Source organism: Micromonospora sp. Mcm103, from assembly GCF_024519755.1.
Classification (GTDB): domain Bacteria; phylum Actinomycetota; class Actinomycetes; order Mycobacteriales; family Micromonosporaceae; genus Micromonospora; species Micromonospora aurantiaca.
Map to the genome: position 1 here is coordinate 1 of NZ_JALJRJ010000014.1, position 18,113 is coordinate 18,113.

Annotated in this window: 18 protein-coding genes; 6 read left to right on the top strand and 12 right to left on the bottom strand. The window is 70.5% G+C overall.

Annotation, left to right across the window (positions count from 1 at the left end):
• The 3 genes from OC439_RS18045 to OC439_RS18055 form a co-directional block, all read right to left on the bottom strand.
• Nucleotides 1-272 (bottom strand): hypothetical protein (locus OC439_RS18045; protein ID WP_262014435.1); only part of this gene is annotated, 272 nt, incomplete at its 3' end.
• A gap of 20 nt (nt 273-292) precedes the next feature.
• Nucleotides 293-925 carry a LysE family translocator gene (locus OC439_RS18050; RefSeq protein WP_262014564.1) on the bottom strand — a complete coding sequence of 211 codons (633 nt, stop codon included), beginning with the start codon at nt 923-925 and terminating at the stop codon, nt 293-295.
• 12 nt (nt 926-937) lie between these two features.
• Nucleotides 938-1,684, bottom strand: a complete 747-nt coding sequence (locus OC439_RS18055) for a metallophosphoesterase (protein ID WP_262014436.1) — start codon at nt 1,682-1,684, stop codon at nt 938-940.
• A gap of 55 nt (nt 1,685-1,739) precedes the next feature.
• On the opposite strand from OC439_RS18055, the gene OC439_RS18060 reads away from it, so the two are divergent.
• From OC439_RS18060 to OC439_RS18070, 3 genes are all read left to right on the top strand, one after another.
• A complete protein-coding gene (locus OC439_RS18060) occupies nt 1,740-2,384 on the top strand; it encodes a CGNR zinc finger domain-containing protein (RefSeq protein ID WP_262014437.1) in 645 nt (214 codons plus the stop codon).
• A 679-nt stretch (nt 2,385-3,063) separates the two neighbouring features.
• Nucleotides 3,064-3,639 (top strand): GIY-YIG nuclease family protein, encoded by a 576-nt coding sequence (locus tag OC439_RS18065; protein ID WP_262014438.1) that lies wholly within the window; start codon nt 3,064-3,066, stop codon nt 3,637-3,639.
• A gap of 120 nt (nt 3,640-3,759) precedes the next feature.
• On the top strand, nt 3,760-4,272 hold the full coding sequence (locus OC439_RS18070) for a TFIIB-type zinc ribbon-containing protein (protein WP_262014439.1): 513 nt from the start codon (nt 3,760-3,762) through the stop codon (nt 4,270-4,272).
• Nucleotides 4,273-4,330: 58 nt separating this feature from the next.
• Here OC439_RS18070 and OC439_RS18075 read toward each other — a convergent pair whose 3' ends face one another.
• From OC439_RS18075 to OC439_RS18090, 4 genes are all read right to left on the bottom strand, one after another.
• Nucleotides 4,331-4,975: a hypothetical protein gene (locus tag OC439_RS18075; RefSeq protein WP_262014440.1), complete on the bottom strand. Its 645-nt coding sequence runs from the start codon at nt 4,973-4,975 to the stop codon at nt 4,331-4,333.
• Nucleotides 4,976-5,056: 81 nt separating this feature from the next.
• Nucleotides 5,057-5,584 (bottom strand): orotate phosphoribosyltransferase, encoded by a 528-nt coding sequence (pyrE, locus tag OC439_RS18080; RefSeq protein ID WP_262014441.1) that lies wholly within the window; start codon nt 5,582-5,584, stop codon nt 5,057-5,059.
• A 26-nt stretch (nt 5,585-5,610) separates the two neighbouring features.
• Nucleotides 5,611-5,784, bottom strand: a complete 174-nt coding sequence (locus OC439_RS18085; protein WP_167796883.1) for a hypothetical protein — start codon at nt 5,782-5,784, stop codon at nt 5,611-5,613.
• Entirely contained in the window at nt 5,781-5,999 is a 219-nt protein-coding gene (locus tag OC439_RS18090) for a hypothetical protein (RefSeq protein ID WP_262014442.1), read from the bottom strand. The genes OC439_RS18085 and OC439_RS18090 overlap by 4 nt, the downstream gene beginning before the upstream one ends.
• Before the next feature lie 574 nt (nt 6,000-6,573).
• Here OC439_RS18090 and OC439_RS18100 point away from each other — a divergent pair.
• From OC439_RS18100 to OC439_RS18110, 3 genes are all read left to right on the top strand, one after another.
• The gene (locus OC439_RS18100; RefSeq protein ID WP_262014443.1) at nt 6,574-7,701 is read left to right on the top strand and encodes a helix-turn-helix domain-containing protein; all 1,128 of its coding nucleotides are present in this window, start codon (nt 6,574-6,576) and stop codon (nt 7,699-7,701) included.
• Nucleotides 7,698-8,291, top strand: a complete 594-nt coding sequence (locus tag OC439_RS18105; RefSeq protein WP_262014444.1) for an HD domain-containing protein — start codon at nt 7,698-7,700, stop codon at nt 8,289-8,291. The genes OC439_RS18100 and OC439_RS18105 overlap by 4 nt, the downstream gene beginning before the upstream one ends.
• Before the next feature lie 596 nt (nt 8,292-8,887).
• Entirely contained in the window at nt 8,888-10,129 is a 1,242-nt protein-coding gene (locus OC439_RS18110; RefSeq protein WP_262014445.1) for a hypothetical protein, read from the top strand.
• 128 nt (nt 10,130-10,257) lie between these two features.
• Here OC439_RS18110 and OC439_RS18115 read toward each other — a convergent pair whose 3' ends face one another.
• The 5 genes from OC439_RS18115 to OC439_RS18135 form a co-directional block, all read right to left on the bottom strand.
• On the bottom strand, nt 10,258-12,078 hold the full coding sequence (locus OC439_RS18115) for an acyl-CoA dehydrogenase (RefSeq protein ID WP_262014446.1): 1,821 nt from the start codon (nt 12,076-12,078) through the stop codon (nt 10,258-10,260).
• A gap of 16 nt (nt 12,079-12,094) precedes the next feature.
• The gene (locus tag OC439_RS18120) at nt 12,095-13,555 is read right to left on the bottom strand and encodes an ATP-binding protein (RefSeq protein WP_262014447.1); all 1,461 of its coding nucleotides are present in this window, start codon (nt 13,553-13,555) and stop codon (nt 12,095-12,097) included.
• Between the two features lie 88 nt (nt 13,556-13,643).
• Nucleotides 13,644-14,849 (bottom strand): alanine--tRNA ligase-related protein, encoded by a 1,206-nt coding sequence (locus OC439_RS18125; RefSeq protein ID WP_262014448.1) that lies wholly within the window; start codon nt 14,847-14,849, stop codon nt 13,644-13,646.
• A 423-nt stretch (nt 14,850-15,272) separates the two neighbouring features.
• On the bottom strand, nt 15,273-16,796 hold the full coding sequence (locus OC439_RS18130; RefSeq protein ID WP_262014449.1) for a glycosyltransferase family 4 protein: 1,524 nt from the start codon (nt 16,794-16,796) through the stop codon (nt 15,273-15,275).
• 168 nt (nt 16,797-16,964) lie between these two features.
• A complete protein-coding gene (locus tag OC439_RS18135; protein ID WP_262014450.1) occupies nt 16,965-18,104 on the bottom strand; it encodes a fatty acid desaturase family protein in 1,140 nt (379 codons plus the stop codon).
• Between the last annotated feature and the right edge of the window lie 9 nt (nt 18,105-18,113).

The following is an 18,113-nucleotide window of genomic DNA, read 5'->3' on the forward strand; positions in this document are numbered from 1 at the left end:
TCGCCGCCCAGCGGTTCGACCGCGCTGTCTCCTGGACCGAGTTCACCGAGTGAGCGAGGAGAGGTGCCGGCCGGGTCAACGTGCTGCATCGCTGTCGGGAGCAGCGGCGGCTCCGGCGGAGCGTGGATCTCGCGATGGCTCTGTCGGCCGCAGGTCCGGGGCGAGTCGTTCCCCTGCGCAAGGTTGTCACGCCGGTGGCGGTAGACCAGGCCGAACCGGGGATCCCGGAACTGGGTCGGGCAGGCCAGGTATCCGACGTCGGTGAAAATCACCTCGAGACTGTGGTGGTAGGTCAGTTCAGCGCGGAGCGGACGCCCAGGCCGACGAGGACGGCGCCGGTGATGCGGTCCAGCGCGCGGCGCACCCGGTCGGTGCGCAGCAGCCGCGCGGCCGCCCCGGTGACCGCCGTCCAGCCGGCCAGCCATCCGGTGTGCAGCACGGCGTGCGCGGTGGCGAGTAGCAGCATGGGCGCCAGCACCGGCCCGGAGGGATCGAGGAACTGCGGGGCCAGGGTCAGGTAGACGGCGGCCGCCTTGGGATTCAGCACGTTCCCGAGCAGCCCCTGGAGGTACGGATGCCGGGCGCGCCCCGGGAGCCGACGCCATCCTGTCGGGGCGGGCGGCGCCTCAGGTGCGGCGGGCCGCCGGCGGGTCGCGGAGACCAGCAGCCAGAGGCCCAGCCCGACGAGGTAGGCGGCGCCAGCCAGCTTGACGGTCCAGAACGCCTGCGACGAGCGCAGCACCAGCGCCGCCAGGCCGGCTGCGGCCAGCACGGCGTGCACGTACAACCCGGTCACCGTACCGAGGATGACCCACCAGCCCTGGCGCCGGCCGCCTGCGCCCACCTGCGAGACGACCAGCGCGAAGCTGGTGCCGGGAGTGAGCGTGATCGGCGCGACGGCGAGCGCGAAGCCCAGCATGCCCATCCCGGTCACCGGTCAGACCACCACCCGGTAGTGGGTGGTGAGCAGCCCGGCGTCGTCGTACACGTGGAAGGCGACGCCGGGCGGTTGCCGCTGGTCGGTCAGCGGCCCCTCGCCCTCCCACGGCATCCGGAGGGTTGATACCACGCCCGGCGCGATGCGCAGGGGGCGGCCGGCGAAGGTGCTCGCCGCGGCGGTGTGGAAGTGCCCGGTCAGCACGGCGACGACCTGCGGGTGGGCGGCGACCAGGTCGGCGAGCGGATCGGCGGGCAGCAGCCGCGAGTCGTCGATGACTGGGTGGTGCAGCGCGACCGGCGGGTGGTGGAAGGCGACGAAGACCGGGACGTCGGCCGCCACGGAGGCGAGCTGATCGCGCAGCCAGCCCATGGTCTCCTCGTCCAGGTGCCCGTCGTCGCGCCCCGGAATGGTGGAGTCGGCGAGCAGGAACGTGGCGCCGGCGACGTCGTGGCGGCTGTTGATCGGGCGGTCACCGCTCGCGGCCTCGCCCAACAGCCCCTTGCGGTACGCGTCGCGCACATCGTGGTTGCCGGGGCAGACCAGCACCGGGTGTGGCGACGCGAAGAGCTTGGCGGCGAGTTCGTACTCGGACACCTGCCCGTTGTCGGCGATGTCCCCGGTGATCAGGATGGCGTCGACCGGGCGGGCCAGGTTGTGCAGGTAGTCCATGACCCGGGCGGTCCGCTCGGCCGAACGCGGGTGGTCATCGAGATGGGTGTCGCTGAGGTGCGCGATGGTCAGCACGATTCCCCCTAATGGGATTAGGCGCTTTATGCGTTAGGGACGCTACACTGGCTTCGTGGAGATCCACAATTCGCAGCGCGACGACAGGAGAGTCATGTCTGGCCAGCTCACGCTCGCCCTGGCCGGCACCATCCGGCACGACGGCAACGGCGGCGTGACCGACGACCTCGCCGACGCCCCCGGGCTCGCCCGGTGGCTGCGCCAGCAGGCCGAGCCGCTACGGCGCTACGACGACGACCTCGCACCGCCGGCCGGCCTGCCCGACGAGCAGGCCCGGCTCGACGTGGTGGCGCTGCGCCGCGCCGTACGCACTCTGCTCGCCCGCGCGGTCGCGCCGGCTCCGCCCAGCCGGGCCGACCACTCATCGCTGCTCACCCCGGCCGAAGCGGTGCGGCACCTCAACGACGCCGCCGGACGGCTGCCCACCAGCCCGCGGCTGCGCTGGCCGGACGACGCGGCGCCGACCCTCACCCGGCACTCGGCCCCGGCGGAGCTGCGGATACGGCTCACTGCGGCACTGGCCCGCGCCGCCGTCGACCTCCTCGCCAGCCCCGAGCGGGAACGGCTACGCGCCTGCCCGGCGCCGCGCTGCGTGCGGTACTTCCTCCAGGAACACGCGCGCCAGCAATGGTGCAAGCCGTCCTGCGGCAACCGCGCCCGCGTCGCCCGCCACTACCAGCGGCACCAGGCCGAGCGGTAGCCGCAACCGACCGGTCACTGGGCTACCTCAGCCCGGACGATTTGCGAAACCGCCTGCACAGCCGCCAGACGGAGCCGCACTGACCTGCCGCCGTCCGAGGGCCTGGCCAATATCAATGGCTCCGGGGCGGCACGGCGCGGTGGCCGGCTTCGATCCTGGCCGACGTCGGGTTCGCCGAGATTGTTCGGCAGCCGACCGGGGCAGCCCAGGCAGACGCGAAGCCACCAGACGCTCGGCCACGGGCCCGGTGCCGACGCCCTCAGGCGACATGCCGAAGTGACCGCGAATCTCCTCGCCGAGACACTCCCGAATCTCGCTGCCGCCCGCTCCACCAGCCAGCCTCATCAACGACGGCAAGAGCATGCAGCCGTACTCATCGACGTTGGTCTCCGCATCGAAGACACCGAGCAAGTCCCACTCGTTGAGCAATCGCCGCAACTCGTCCGCCCGCTCGTACATGCGGCGACGATCACATCTCGAACGGCACACAGCCCGCCGTCGACCAGCAGAGGCGCGTGCACTCCTTTGCCGCAGATCGGGCGGGCGCTCGGTCACCTCGGCACCGCCCGACCGAGCAGGTCGTGACCGTCGCCGGCTGATCGCCATACCGGCATCCAGGAGTCTTGCGGGGAGGATCCCCCACCCGATCGCGACCCGCCAGGAGCCTAGGATCATCCCGGTGACCATCCTCGAACGGCGGCCCGCCGACGTCCCGACCGACGAAGCCCGGCTCGACGAGGCCCTGCGGTTCCTCTCCGGTGCGCCGGTCGCACTCGACGTCGCCGCCAAGCGGCTCGCCCGCGGCAGCGGCGTCTACGCCTGGTGGGCTGCTCCCTCGGTCCTCCCCGACCTCCCCGGACCACCGAACGACAGCGACCCGTCGTGGCGGATGCTCTATTTCGGCCGGGCGACCAGCCTGCGGGGCCGGGTCCTGCGCAACCACCTGAGGCGTTCGGGCAGTTCGACCCTGCGCCGCACATTGGCCGGTCTCCTCGTGTCCGAGGGCTACCGGACGACCTGGACCGACCGGGTCGTCCTGGTTCCCGAGGACGAGGCACGGCTGACCGCGTGGATGCACGAGCACCTGCGCCTGACCTGGGCGGAGGATGCCGAACCGGCGGACATCGAGGCCGAACTCGTCCGGCGCCTGCACCCTCCGCTCAACGTCCACGGCGTCGACCCCGAGCACATCCAGGCGGCAGTGGTCGCCGCCAAGAACGCCTACAACGCCAGCAGCGGCCCTGCCCAGCCTTAGCCAAGCCCGCAACCCGACGGGCTTCGCGCCGCATCCCATCCGGGCCGAGCAGACGCCTGCTCATCCGCTGACCGGAATTGCAGTAGCCGCATTCGATCCCTGGTCGGCTATCGTCGCGCCGTGGCACAGACGAGGCAGTACGCCTATGTCGGGCCGGCCGAGTTCCGTGAGCGGGTGGTCGCGGTGGACGCTGTCACCGTGCACTCGATCGCCTCGCTCGACGAGTGGCTGGCTGGGCGTGACCCTGGAGACCTCGGCGAACCGGTCACGTTCGTTGTCGATCTCGACGGCATGCTCAGACTGGCGCCGCGTCGGAGCGAACACATCGCCCTTGCCGGTGGTCGGGACGTGCTTGCGGCAGGTGAGATGGCGTTTGCTTCGGCCGGTGGCGGCTGGCGCGCCGGCGAGGTCACAAACCAGTCGACCGGCTACTGCCCCGATCCGGACTGCTGGCCCGCTGTGGCGAAGGCACTCGACCGAATCGGCGTACCCCACCCTGGTCGCTTCACCGACCGGGTCATCTTTCGTCGTTGCCCCGGCTGCGGTGAGCGCAACATCGTGCGCGACGACGACTTCACCTGCGCCCTGTGCGGTGGCACCCTGCCCGCACGGTGGAACCTGACGTCCGGCTGACGGCGTCCGGCACCAAGCCGGCCAACGAGGCCCTGTCGGTGACGAGCACGTTCCCTGACTACCGCTTGATGCCGGCATCACCGGGCTGGAGCGCGGCGGCGACGAGACGGAGTCGTTCCGGCGACAGATCACCTCCGTGACGGCGGTAGGTGGCCGATCCGAGGCCGACGAGGACGCCGTCCACGTACGTCCACCGGCACGGCCCCCAGTACCTGAGGTTGTTAAGCAGTTCTTCACTGAGCTGACGCACACCGGACCGGGCGCCGAGAGTGGCCAGGGCTTCCGCTGTCAGGTCGACGGCCGTGCTCGGGCGGCTGCTGTCGGCACAGGCCGGAACGAGCAGGAGCAACCGCTCGGCCGGCCTGTGGTCCGGATCCGGCTGCCGCGCTGCGGCGACCACCTCCTGCCATGCGAACGCCGGCCCTCGGAAATGTCCCTCCATCGCGGCGAGGGGGATCGACACGTCGCCGGTGCCGGGGTCGAGCACATAGTCGACGCCACCGTCGTCCTCGTAGTTGCGCATGACGACGTGCAGGCGACAGCCCTCGGCGAGCGGTAGCGAGATCACCGGCCATCGGTCCGGGTCGAGGAATACGTCGACGATCGGCTCCAGATCGGCTGGATCGACACCGAAGGCGTCCGGTGCCGACGCGGCTCCGCCGACGGTGGCGAGGAAGGCGGGCCAGAACATCGCCTGCGACATCACGTCTGACCCGTCGACCAGCGGCGACCAGCGGCGACCGCAGGATCGGCGGTTCGTATCCGTCCAGGTATCCGGGGATGATCACCTGGCCGTCAGTGCGGCTTCCAGGTCCCGGCGAGTCAGGGCGGAGCGGAGCTGCAGTCCCTCGGCCGCCAGGTTCTCCCGCCCACCCTGCTCGCGGTCGATGGCGCAGACCACCGTCTCCACCTGTGCACCGACGGACCGCAGTTGCCCGCACGAGGCCAGGAGCGCGCCTCCGGTGGTCACGACGTCCTCGATCACCACGACCCGCAGACCGTCCACCGGCCCACCCTCGGCCACCTTCGCGGTGCCGTACTCCTTGGCCTGCTTGCGCACGAAGACCGTGGGCAGCCCGGTCAGCTGCGACATCACCGTGGCGAGCGGAATTCCGCCCATCTCCATCCCCGCCAACACGTCGCACTCCGGAAGCAGGGCCACCATCACCTCGGCGACCTCGCGCAACAACTCCGGCTTGCCCTCGAACAGGTACTTGTCGAAGTACTCGTCGCTGACCTGCCCCGACCGGAGAGCGAACCGGCCGGTGAGATGGCAGGTGTCGTAGACGCGGCGCGCGAGCGGGTGAGTCACCCGCTCAGTCTCGCACCTGGCTGGAATCAAACGATCCGTCGGATGCGTACCCTTGGGCGCTCGTTACGCAGGTGACCCAGCTTGTGCTGTCGGACCTGCTCCTCCCACACCTCCTGGTCGTACTCCGGATCCGGCGCCGTCCACCGGTGCGACCCGTCGCTGTAGTGGAACTTCTCGTCGCCGGCCCGCAACACGCTCACCGCACCCACCCCAGGAACCGCCGGTGCAACGTCCCGGCCGGCGCCCAGCTCAGGTCCGCCGTCGCCCGCACCAACTGCGCCCCCAGGTACACCGCCAGCGACACCGGCGCACCCTCGTACTCCGCAAGAAGCTCCCGCCGCCGCGTCGCGCACGGCCACGGCGCACCGCACCCACCGCACGACCAGACCGGCAGCACCGGTCCGTGGGTGCTCACCCGCGCACCCCCAGGAAGCGGGCGACGCTCGCGCGCGCCTGCCGGCTGGTCGCCCACGCGACCTGCCAGCAGGGGTACGGAGTCAGCCGCGCCCACCACAGCCGGCAACCCACGCACATCCCGTCCAGACCCCGTACGTGCACCGCCAGGATCGCCTGTTCCGCAGTTCTTACTGATCCTCCTGCGACGGCCAGTGACCGCGATTGATCGGTACGCGGTGGCGGTTGCGGCACGGCAGCTCCGCACCACACCGGCACACCCACCGCCACTTCCGCCACGACCACTTCGGGCGGTGCCGCCTCGCAAGCGTCAAGGCAGCAGCGATCACGTACTGGTCGTAGGTGACTCGTCTCCACGGTGGTGTCCTCTCCCGCATCGCCGTTTCCTCCGCAGGGCAGCGGAATTCGACCGGCCGCGAGTCGCGGACCGGATCTGGAACGTTCGGTAACTGCGACGCTACGATCACGGCGTCGATCACTGGACTCACCAGCGGTACGAGTGAGCCGATCAGGAACGCCACCTCGCGGTCCGCTTCCGGCGAAACGTCGACCACCGGTCAACGTAGGGATGTCAGTTGGCAGGTCACCGCAGTTCCATGCCGCAACGCGGCGAGGTGACGGGCTACCTCCTGAAGCTCATTCGAGAATCCGTGCCGCTCACCCAGGAACAACTCGCCGCGCATCTGGACGTGGACCGCGTGACCGTTCAGAGCTGGGAGTCGGGGCGCAGGCCGTTCACCGCCGTGCCATTCGGTCAGGCCGTTGCGATTCGCCAGCGACTCGGACGGCTCGGAGCGAACACGAAGCTGCTGGCCGCTCTCGACGATGCCGCCGAGGCAGACTTCATCCTTGCGGCACTCCTCCGGGACGAGGCGGGCCGGTCTACTCTCGCCGAGCAACCCCTCGGCTGGTCGGTGCTGACGCACCGTCTGACCGACCTGATCCTCTGGAGCGTTCTCGGGCAGACGCCGACCTTCATCCGGAGTCTCCCCACACCCCGCCGACGCGGCCCCGTCGCGACTGCCCCGCTTCTGTCCGCCGACGAAAGGCGGGCCTTCTTCGTACGCCTTCGCGAGATGGCCGAGCGCTCCGCCTTCGAACGCGAGCCGGATGTCCTGCTGCACCGGCAAGCCTGCTTCCTTGCCGGCATGGATCCCACAGGCGCGTCCGCGTCATGGCTCGCCGAAGGCACCACCCGGACGGCTCGTCGGATCACCGGCTTCCACACCTGGTCGCCGTTGTGGCCCGACATGCGGTCGATGGTGACTTCCCTCGCGAACCAGGGTGACCCCGAGCCGCTGAGAGACTTCATCACCCGCGCCCACCCGGACGATGCCTGCGAGCGGGCCGCGCTCAACTACTCCGCCTACTGGGTTGGTGAAATCCCGTACCGGCATCGCGACGACTCGTTCATGCCCGCCGCTCTCGGCGACTGGCGAGGAGTCGTGCTGTTCCGGCACCTGGTCGAACGCCTCACCATCGGCCATCCGTTTGTCGACCTCAACGTGCACAACCTCTGGGCCCTGCTCATGGCGAGGCGCGGGCTCACCCACGACGACCTCGCGACCGGGCAAACACTGGCCGACCGGTGCGCCACGCTGCTCGACAGCGACCAGCTATCCAGGCAGTCACGACAAGAACTAACGTCTATCCTCTACAGCCTCCGTGCTGACGGAGTCACCGGTACAGGGACGGGCAGATGAGCGAGGACCAGGACGCCGCAGGAGCCATGAGCTTCATCTTCGAGGCCGGCGTGCTCAAGCGCGCCGCGCGCACCGGATGGTGGTTCGCCGGCGTGAAGCACCCGGAGTCGATCGCCGAACACTCGTTCCGCACGGCGCTCATCGGCATGATGCTCGCGGCCATGGAGGGTGCCGACCCGGCTAGGGTCTCGATGTTGTGCGTCCTGCACGACACGCAGGAAACCCGGATCACCGACATCCCGCACATCGCCAAGCGCTACCTCACCGCCGCGCCCAACGCCGCCGTCACCGCCGACCAGGTCGCCGCCTGCCCGCCCGCCGTTGCCGACGTGATCACCGCTGCCGTCGCCGAGTACGAGGCCGGCGAAACGCTGGAAGCGGTCGTGGCCCGGGACGCGGACAAGTTGGAGTGCCTTGTCCAAGCGGTCGAGTACCGGCATCAGGGAGTCGCGGACGTTCAGCGCTGGATCGACAGCTCGCGGGCGGCGCTCAAGACCGCTTCCGCTCACCGCCTCGCCGACGCCGCCCTCACCGGCTCTCCGATGGCCTGGCTAAACCCGCCTCCCGCGCGGGACGTAGGCGTCCAATGACGGTCTTTCCCGTCCCTAGCTGCGCCTATCCACCGTCCCGGACCTGCCCAGGTAAGTGCACGGCGGGCCCTCATATTGCTTGGTCGGCCGAAGAAGACGCGACTACATGCCACAGCGAAGCAGGGTTGTCGCCTTAGTGACAACGCTGCGCGGAAGGCACGCCTATGCTCCGAGCGCCGGAAGGCCGCCGACCGATCTGAGGATGCAATGCAGGAACCGGGGCCATACTTCCCATTCGTCCAGCTCCGGGCTAAGGCCGGGCTTCCACGTTTCGGCGCCTTCGATGGACAGCGCCGCATCCCGGGCGAAGAACGGCGGCGACGAAGCAGAAGCTCCGTTGACAGTTCAGCGCCGTGATGGCGCTAGGCATTCGACTCAAGGCGGACAAAGACATCGATGACGTACCCAACGGCTCCGTGCAGCATCTGAGGCTGCCGAGCAGATTCTCGCCGACTGAGGTCTCCCTCGGCCACCGGCATCGCCTCGACGCCTCCCCTGCTCAACCGGCGAGCCTCGCGTCCAAATGAAAGGACTTACGCCGGGCGGACATTCACCAATTATCGAGTCTTATTGATCTCAACATCTAGGAGCTATCAGTGGACCCGCTTTCCTTTGTAGGTCCGGCGGTAGGACTTGCGGCGCTCGGCGTGGGGTTCTTCTATAACCTGCGGCCAGCGGCGCGCGAACGGAGATTGAGGAGCTCCCACAACGAGTTCATACTACAACGGGAGCAGATGAAGGGAGACCGGCTGCGCCTCGCGCAGCAAGCGGCCGAGATCCACCTACGCGCCAACAAGAACCTGTTCCGAGTCGCCGGAACTAACCTGCTCGCCGAAGAGCAATGGCTCATCGATACACCCGTCAAACTCACCGACATCGAGTGCCACTGGAATCCGGATGAATTCGAGAAGGACCGGGGCATCGCGGAGTCGGCCCGCAGGATACTGCCATTCCGGGAGCCGGGCAGGCGTTTCGACTCGTATAGCTCGGCGATGGCCGCGCTGTGCCCGCCCGAGATCTTTCGCAATCAGCCGAGCTACCGGATGACCGGAATAGACCTGACCGCCCATCCACCCCAGGCAACTTTTGGCGAGTGCCGGTACTTCGATATGATCGACGTGGCCGAAGCCCTCGCCCATGAACTGTCGGCTAATAACGGCCGGTCCGATGACAGCAAATCACCGCCACGCCTTCGCCTCCGGAATGAGTTCCTGGATGATGCCCTCGCGATGGGTCGCCGGGTGGTTCTTCCGTCGATTGCGACACTGACGATCGTCCGCCGGTCCACGGGCGATCCTCTCGTTTTCCTGCATGAGCGCAGTCGCACCGCTCTGGCGATCGCCACGGATCTCTACCAGGTGGTTCCCGCCGGCGTATTCCAGCCCGCATCGCGGATGCCCCAGGGTTACCTGGAGGACGACTTGAATCTCTGGCGGAATGTCATGCGGGAGTTTGCCGAGGAGCTACTTGGGGAGGGTGAATATTCGGGCGCGATGCCCGGCCGCAGAATCAATTACAACCAAGGGCTCTTCGGCGACCTTGAAGCGGGCTTACGGGACGGGAAGCTCGCCGTTTACTGTTTCGGATTTGGACTTGACCCTCTGACATTAACAGCCGAATTTCTCACCGCGGCGGTATTTGAAGAGGAGCTATTTGCGGCGTCCTTTCCCAAGGTTGTCGAAACCAACGACGAAGGCAGCGTCATCAAGAACATCCCGTTCAACCAAAGCACAGTCGAGCGATTGAGCCGCACCGTGGCTCCGTCCGGAGCGGCATGCCTACAGTTGGCCTGGAAGAACAGGGAGTTACTCCTTGGCGCTGGCCCGGCCGCTAGCTAGGGGGTGGCCGTTCCTGCACCTGCTCGCGGGGCATTCCGAAGTCAGCGGGCCGACGTGCGCCAACGGCGTGAACGTCCACCGCAGCCGCTGTCCATGGGCTAAACCGCCCAGACGCCGGCTCCCAAGCCTCAGAACCAGCTCTCGCGCATGTCGAGCGTCGTCCGGTCCAGCCCCTCCAGCAGGTCGAACTGCGCCCCCACCTTCGGCAACTCCCACCGGTAGAAGTACCTCGCCGCCTGCCTCTTCCCCGCCAGGAACTCCCCCTCGGCCCCCTCCGGCGACCCCAGCGCCTCCACCACCAGCACCTGCTCCAGCCACATCCACGCGATCACCACGTGCCCGACCGCCTCCAGGTACACCGAGGCGTTCGCCAGCGCCAGCTCCGGGTCGCCCGGAGCCCACAACCGCCGCGTCACCACGGCGATCCGGTCCACCGCCGCGCCGAGCTGACCGGCCAGCTCCGAGGCGAACCCCTCCGCCTTCCACGCCCGGGTGACGGTGCCGCGGATGGTCTCCAGCAGCAGTTCCAGCGCGGCGCCGTCGCGCATGGTGACCTTGCGGCCGAGCAGGTCCAGCGCCTGGATGCCGTGGGTGCCCTCGTGGATGGCGTTGAGCCGGTTGTCGCGCCAGTGCTGCTCGACGTCGTAGTCGCGGGTGTAGCCGTACCCGCCGTGCACCTGGATGGCCAGGTCGTTGGCGGCCAGGCACCACTGCGCCGGCCAGCTCTTGGTGATCGGGGTGAGCAGGTCCAGCAGCAGCTGCGCCCGCTCGCGGTCGGCCTCGGCGGGCGCGGTCTTCTGCTCGTCGAGCAGCCGTCCGCAGTAGAGCACCAGCGCGAGCGCGCCCTCCACGTAGCTCTTCTGGGCCAGCAGCATCCGGCGTACGTCGGGGTGGGCCACGATCGGCACCTGCGGCGTGGTGGGGTCCTTGTCGGCGACCGGCCGTCCCTGCGGGCGCTGCCGGGCGTACGCGACGGACTTCAGGTACGCGGTGTAGCCGAGCGCTGTGGCGCCCGCGCCGATGCCGATGCGCGCCTCGTTCATCATGTGGAACATCACCGCGAGCCCCTGATGCGGTTGGCCCACCAGGTAGCCGACCGCCCCGGCCCGCCCGTACGGCCGGTGCACGCCCTCGCCGAAGTTCAGCAGCGTGTTGGTGGTGCCCCGGTAACCGAGCTTGTGGTTGAGCCCGACCAGCACCACGTCGTTGCGCGGCCCGAGGTTGCCGTCGTCGTCGAGCAGCACCTTCGGCACGATGAACAGCGACAGGCCCTTCACGCCGGCCGGCGCGCCGGGGATGCGGGCCAGCACCAGGTGGACGATGTTCTCGGCCAGCTCGTGGTCACCGCCGGAGATCCACATCTTGGTGCCGACGATCCGGTACGTGCCGTCGTCCTGCGGCTCGGCCCGCGTGGTGAGGTCGGTCAGTGAGCTGCCGGCCTGCGGCTCGGACAGGCACATGGTGCCGAAGAACCGGCCCTCGACCATGGGGCGTACCCAGGTGTCGATCTGCTCGGCGCTGCCGTGGGCGAGCAGCAGGTTGGCGTTGCCGAGAGTGAGCATCGGGTACGCCGACGTGCCCACGTTCGCGGCCTGGAACCAGGCGAAGGCGGCGGCGGCCACCGTGTGCGGCAGTTGCAGGCCGCCCACCGACTCGTCCATGGTGGCGGCGAGCAGGCCGGTCTCGGCGAACGCCTCCAGTGCGGCCTTGACCTGCGGGATGGTCCGCACGCGCTGCCCGTCGAACGTGGGTTCGCCGGTGTCGGCGGCCCGGTTGTGCGGGGCGAAGCGTTCGGCGGCGACCCGGGCGGCGAGGTCCAGCACCTCGTCGACGGTCTCGCGGGTGTGCTCGGCGTAGCGGGGCCGCTCGGTCAGCCGCGCCACGTCCAGCCAGTCGTGCAGCAGGAACGCGAGGTCACGGCGGGACAGCAGCAGATCGGACGAGGACAACGTGGACTCCTTCCGGTCAGCCGCGGCGCAACCCGGCGACGGCCTCCCGCAGGTCATCCTGACCGATCGGAGCCGGTGGCGCACCCTCCGCCGCCTCCCGGAGCGCCTTGGCGAGTTGCACCCGGCGCAGCGCCTCCCGGAGGTCCGCGCCGGTCAGCCCGGCCGTGTCGGCGGCCAGGGCGGCCGGGTCGACGTCGTCGGCGAACATCTTGAAGCCCGGCCGCTCGTGCCGGTCGATCAGCTCGCGGACCATCTTGGTGAGGATCTCGGCGCGTCCGGTCTCGTCCGGCGCCGGAATGGCGATCTTCAGGTCGAAGCGGCCGGAGCGGATCAGCGACGCGTCCACGCGCTGCGGGAAGTTGGTCGTGGCGACCACGATGACGTCGGGGTTCTCCTCGAACAGCGTGTTCATCTCCTGCTTGAAGATGCCCGCGACGGCGTTGACCGCCTGGCTGGCCGCGTCGCCGCCCGCACCGGCGTAGCTGATGATGGAGTCGAACTCGTCGAACAGCATCACCGTCGGCCGCCGGTAGCGGCGTGCCTCCCGGAAGATGCGCTTGATGTTGCGTTCCGAGCCGCCGAGGTACTTGTCCAGGATCTCCGGGGTGCGGATCTCCACGAAGTCCGCGCCGACCTCGTTCGCCAGCGCCCGGGCCAGCATGGTCTTGCCGGTGCCGGGCGGCCCGTACATCAGGATGCCCTGCGGCCGGCGCGCGCCCCAGCGGGCCATCGCCGCCGGGTGCCGGAACGACACCGCCACCTCGCGGAACCGCGCGACCACGTCGGGCAGGCCGCCGACCTGGTCGAGGGTCACCGCCGCGCTGCGCGGCCCGGTCGCCGCGACCGGTCGCCGCCCCACGAGGTACGTCCGGCCGCGCAGCACCGTCGGCTCCTCGCTGTCGCCGGACAGCTCGCGTACGGCCTGGAGCAGCAGACCGAGCATCGCCCGCAGGTGCGCCGGGCTCACCTCCGCGCTGGGCACGTCGGCGCGGATGCGTACCGTGCCGTTGTCCTGGTCGACGCGCGGCCGCAGCCCGGCTTCCTGGGCCGCGCGCAGCACCTCCCGGCCCGCCTCGTCGCCGGGCGGTGCGGCGAGCGTGGCGACCGGTCGCGGCCAGATCCGCCGCCCGGCCTCCGCAGCCATCCGGCCCACCGCGGCCGCCGGGCCGTCGCCGCCGCGCGCGGCCAGCCGCTCGGCGAGCAGCACGCCGACCGGCCCGGCCAGGCCGAGGGCGATCAGGCCCGCCGGGGTGCTCTCCACCCGCAGGTACGCCTCGAAGCGGTGCACCGGCGGCCCGGCTGCGGTGTCGGCGCGCACTGTGCAGCGGACCTCCCGCACCGGGGCCGGGAAGTCGCCGTCGACGAGCAGCTCCACCGGCCCGTCGACGGCGGCGGCGAGCAGCCCGGCCGCGTCGGTGATGCGGACCTCGGCGCCGAGCAGCGGCACCGTCTCCTCGTCCGGCCGTACCTCGGTCATCGGCAGCCCTCTCCTCGCGGCGGCGTCCGCTTCCCTCGCGTGGCGTCCGCCTCCGAGTCTGGCACCGGCCCGGCCGGGCGGCCACCGCTCAGCTCGCCTCGGCGAGCAGGCCGTCGACCAGGTCGCGGGGCAGCCCGTGGGTATCGTGCAGCCAGTGGTAGTCGCGTTCGGTCAGCGGCCCGCGCTCCCGTACCCGGTCCACGATCGGCCGTCCGCGTCGAAGCAGTCCACGGAAGCGGCGTTCCTCGTCCACGAGCGTCGCGTGCAGCGAGCCGACGTCGACCGGCTGCTCGCCGGGCGGCATGCTCGGATCGGGCAGCTGGCGGAAGCGGCGCAGCGTGTCCGCGTACACCTGGGGTGGCAGGTCGTCCAGGGTGCGCGCGGCGTCGTCGCGCCACAACACTGTCAGCGCGCGGCGCAGCAGCCGCCGGAGCACGTACCCGCGGCCGGTGTTGCCGGGGCGTACCCCGTCACCGAGCACGACCACCGCGGACCGCAGGTGGTCGGAGACCACGCGCAGATCCCCACCGCGCAGGTCCCACCGCTCCCCCACCGCGTCCACCCACCGGCGCAGCCCGTCGCCGGTGAACACGGACCGGTCGCCGCGCAGCACCATCTCCAGCCGTTCCAGGCCCATGCCGGTGTCGATGCTGGAGTGCGGTAACGGCGTGAGCCGGCCGTCGGGGTGCCGGTGGTAGCGCATCTGCACGTGGTTCCACACCTCCACCCAGCGCTCGTCGGTGCTCGGTGTGCCGGTGGGCGGGCCGTCGCCGGTCCACACGAAGATCTCCGAGTCGGGTCCGCAGGGGCCGGTCGGGCCGTTCGACCACCAGTTGTCCTCGCCCAGCGCCTCCACCGGGACGCCGAGCCCGGTCCAGGTGTCCCGCGCGGTGTCGTCCGGCCCTTCACCGTTGCCGCCGCCGAAGACCGTGGCGTGCAGCCTCCCCGCCGGGATGCCGAAGCCGTCGGTGAGCAGGTCGAAGCCCCAGCGCAGGCTGGTCGCGATGTCGTAGTCGCCGAGCGACCACGAGCCGAGCATCTGGAACACGGTCAGGTGGGTGCTGTCGCCCACCTCGTCCAGGTCCGTGGTGCGCAGGCACCGCTGCACGTTCGCCAGTCGCCGTCCGCCCGGGTGCGGGCGGCCCAGCAGGTACGGCGTGAGCGGGTGCATGCCGGACGTGGTGAACAGCACCGGATCGCCGGACGGCGGAATGAGTGAACTCTCCGGCGCAAGCCGATGGTCGTGCCGCTGGTAGTGGTCGAGGAACGTCCGGGTGATGTCGTCGGGTGTCATGGCGGGTGCCTTCCGGGTACGGGTGACCGGACGGCCCGCCGCGCGTTTCACGGCGTCGACACGACGACGCCGGCGGACCGTTTCCGGTCGCCGGCGTGGGTGTGGGGCAGGTCAGGCGGCGGCAACCGGCGAGCGGGAAGCTCGCGCGGCTGCGGCGGTAAGACTGCGCCTGCTCTGCATACATCGACGGTAGCCGGGCCCGCACCGTCCCGCCCACCCCTTTTCCCGCGCGCCCCCGCGCCCCGCCCGCTCAAGGTCAACTCCACTCCCCCGAAATGGCGGGGTCACCGGCACTCGGATGCCGCCACTTCGCCGAGCTGGAGTTGACCATGCCTCCCGAAGGGCGGGTGGAACGCCATGGGTGTCAAAACGGGCCGGAGACACCCGTGGTGTTCCACCCGGGCGGGCGGCGGGCGGTGGGCGTCAGCGGGTGGGGGTGAGCAGGCGGCGGTAGAGGGCGTCGAGGCGTTCGGCCTGCGCCTCCCACGTCCACCCGGGCAGTGGCGAGTCCGGGCCCTCGTAGGCGGCGCGGTAGCGGGCCGGGTCCGCGAGCACCGCCCGGACGGCGCGGGCCAGGTCGGCGGCGTCGCGGGCGCGGAACACCTCGCCCTGACCGGTGGCGCGGACCGTCTCGGCCATGGTGCGGACGTCGCTGACCACGATCGGCAACCGCGCGTGCGCGTACTCGAAGAACTTGGTGATCAGCGCGATCTCGTGATTCGGCCAGTGGTGCAGCGGGATCAGCCCGATGTCGGCGGTGGCGAGGAACGCGACGAGCCGGCGGTGCGGCACGTACGGCAGCACGTGCACACGGTCGCCCACCTGATGCCGGGTCGCGCGGGCGACGACCTGGCGGACGTAGGCGGCGGCCGGGTCGGCGACGACAAGCGCCACGTGTACACCGGGGAGCAGCGGCAACGCCTCCACCACCGTGTCCACGCCGCGCTGCACGGCCATCGCGCCGCTGTAGACCAGCAGCGGCGTGCCCGGGGGCAGACCGCACCGCTCCCGCAGGTCAGGAGCGGGCAGATCGGCGGGCTCGGAGGCAGTCGGTTCGGAGGCGGACCGCTCGGGGGCGGTCGGCTCGGGGGCGGTCGGCTCGGGGGCGGTCGGCTCGGGGGCGGACCGCTCGGGAGCGGCGGTGACCGGGGCGTTCAGCACCACGGTCGGGCGCTCGGGCAGGGCGTGGTCGCGTACCAGCAGGTCGGCGAGCGTGTCCGAGACGGTGACCACCGCGTCGGCGGCGCCGACGTACTCGCGGACGTAGCCGAGGTGCGCGGGCAGCCAGCAGGCGTTGTCGCGACGCGGCCGCGCGCCCGGCAGCCACTCGTGCGCGTCCCAGACCAGCTTGGTGTCGCGTCCGGCGGCGCGGGCACGCTCGACGGCGCGGGCGGCCACGCCGAGCATCCGGAAGTCGTGCGCGTGGATCAGGTCGGGGCGCAGCTCGTCGACGACCGGTCCGGCGGCCCATTCGTAGTCCCAGAGTCCCGGCTCCAGCCGCCGCCAGGCTCCGTCGCGCAGCCGGGCCCGCCAGTAGCGGACCTGGGCGTGCTCCACGGGCCGGCGGGCCAGCTTGGCCGCGCGCAGCGGCAGCCCGCCCCGGGCCACCAGTCGCGCCCGCAGCCCGGGCACGCCACGCAGGCGGGAGCCGTCGCGCGAACCAGCGCCACGGCCCGAGGCGGAGACGTCGCCGCCCTCGGGGCCAGGGAGACCGCCGCCCGGGCGGGAGACGACGGCCGATGCAGTGGCGGGTGGAGTAGCGCGAGCGGCGGCGAGCGGCAGGACACGGACCTCGGCGGCGCCGAGCCGCCAGCGGCGTTCGGCGCCGACGTGGGCGCAGCCGATCAGAGTGACGTCCCAGCCGGCGTCGGCGGCCGAGCGGGCCGCCTTCTGCACCCGCGAGTCACCGTCGATCGCGTTGTCGACGAGCATGACCACGCGCCGCATCGCCGTTCCACCCTTCACCCGTACGCCCGGACGGGCGCGAGTGTACGGGGAGGCGGGACCGTCACGACGGCCGCGAAACCGGCTCTGAGCTGCGGTGACGCCGACTGTGCAGCGGCTGGTCGGGTGCCGGCCGGTGGAAGTTCACCGGCCGTGCACCGAACGGGCGGGTCAGGCCGTACCGGAGGAGGCCAGCGCGGCCGGGGCGATCGGCTGCCGGCTGTCCTTGCGGTTGGGCAGCGACAGGCGGATGACCTTCCACCACGCGGAGGCGACCTGCTTGGGCAGCGGGCCGGTGGTGTAGTGCAGGCCGTACCTGTCGAACAGCGCCCGTACCTGCGGGGCGACCTCCTGGTAGCGGTTGCTGGGCAGGTCGGGGAAGAGGTGGTGCTCGATCTGGTACGACAGGTTGCCGGTCATGATGTGCAGCAGCCGGCTGCCGCTGATGTTGGCCGAGCCGAGCATCTGCCGCAGGTACCACTCGCCGCGGGTCTCGCCCTCGATGGAGGTCTTCTCGAACGTCTCCACGCCGTTGGGGAAGTGCCCGCACATGATCACCGAGTGGCTCCACACGTTGCGCAGCAGGTTCGCGGTGAACGTGGCGGCGAGCGTGGACAGGAACGACGGGCCGGACAGCAGCGGGTGCACCACGTAGTCCTTGAGCACCTGGCGGCGGATCTTGCGTCCGACGGCCCTGGCCTTGGCCCGGAACTTCGGGTCCTTGAGCTTGCGCTGCTTGAGGTGGTCGCCCAGCTCCATGTCGTACGCGGCGATGCCGTACTCGAAGAACGCGGCGTTGAGCAGGTTCCACAGCGGCTGGCCGAGGTGCATCGGGTGCCACGGCTGGTCCTCGTCGACGCGCATGATGCCGTACCCGAGGTCGTTGTCCTTGCCGACCACGTTGGTGTAGCGGTGGTGCAGCTCGTTGTGCGACTGCTTCCACTGGTCGGCCGGGGAGACGTGGTCCCACTCCCAGGTGGTGGAGTGGATCTTCGGGTCGCGCATCCAGTCCCACTGGCCGTGCAGGACGTTGTGCCCGATCTCCATGTTCTCCAGGATCTTGGCGACCGTGAGACCGGCCGTGCCGACGATCCAGGCCGGCGGGAACAACGAGAACAGCAGCACCGCACGGCTGCTCATCTCCAGTGTCCGCTGGGTCTTGACCACCTTGCGGATGTAGCGGGCGTCCCGCTCCCCCCGGTCGGCGAGGACCCGGTCCCGGATCGCGTCCAGTTCCTTGCCGATGATCTCGATGTCCTCGGCGCTCAGGTGGGCGATCGGGTTGACGGCCTTCTTCTGGATGACGGTCACGTGGGTGGC

Excerpts from the sequence above, each read along its gene's own strand:
- OC439_RS18105 (WP_262014444.1), top strand. The coding sequence starts at position 7,698 with ATGAGCGAGGACCAGGACGCCGCAGGAGCCATGAGCTTCATCTTCGAG.
- OC439_RS18130 (WP_262014449.1), bottom strand. The coding sequence starts at position 16,796 with ATGCGGCGCGTGGTCATGCTCGTCGACAACGCGATCGACGGTGACTCG.
- OC439_RS18050 (WP_262014564.1), bottom strand. The coding sequence starts at position 925 with ATGGGCATGCTGGGCTTCGCGCTCGCCGTCGCGCCGATCACGCTCACT.
- OC439_RS18075 (WP_262014440.1), bottom strand. The coding sequence starts at position 4,975 with ATGTCGCAGGCGATGTTCTGGCCCGCCTTCCTCGCCACCGTCGGCGGA.
- OC439_RS18120 (WP_262014447.1), bottom strand. The coding sequence starts at position 13,555 with ATGACCGAGGTACGGCCGGACGAGGAGACGGTGCCGCTGCTCGGCGCC.
- OC439_RS18125 (WP_262014448.1), bottom strand. The coding sequence starts at position 14,849 with ATGACACCCGACGACATCACCCGGACGTTCCTCGACCACTACCAGCGG.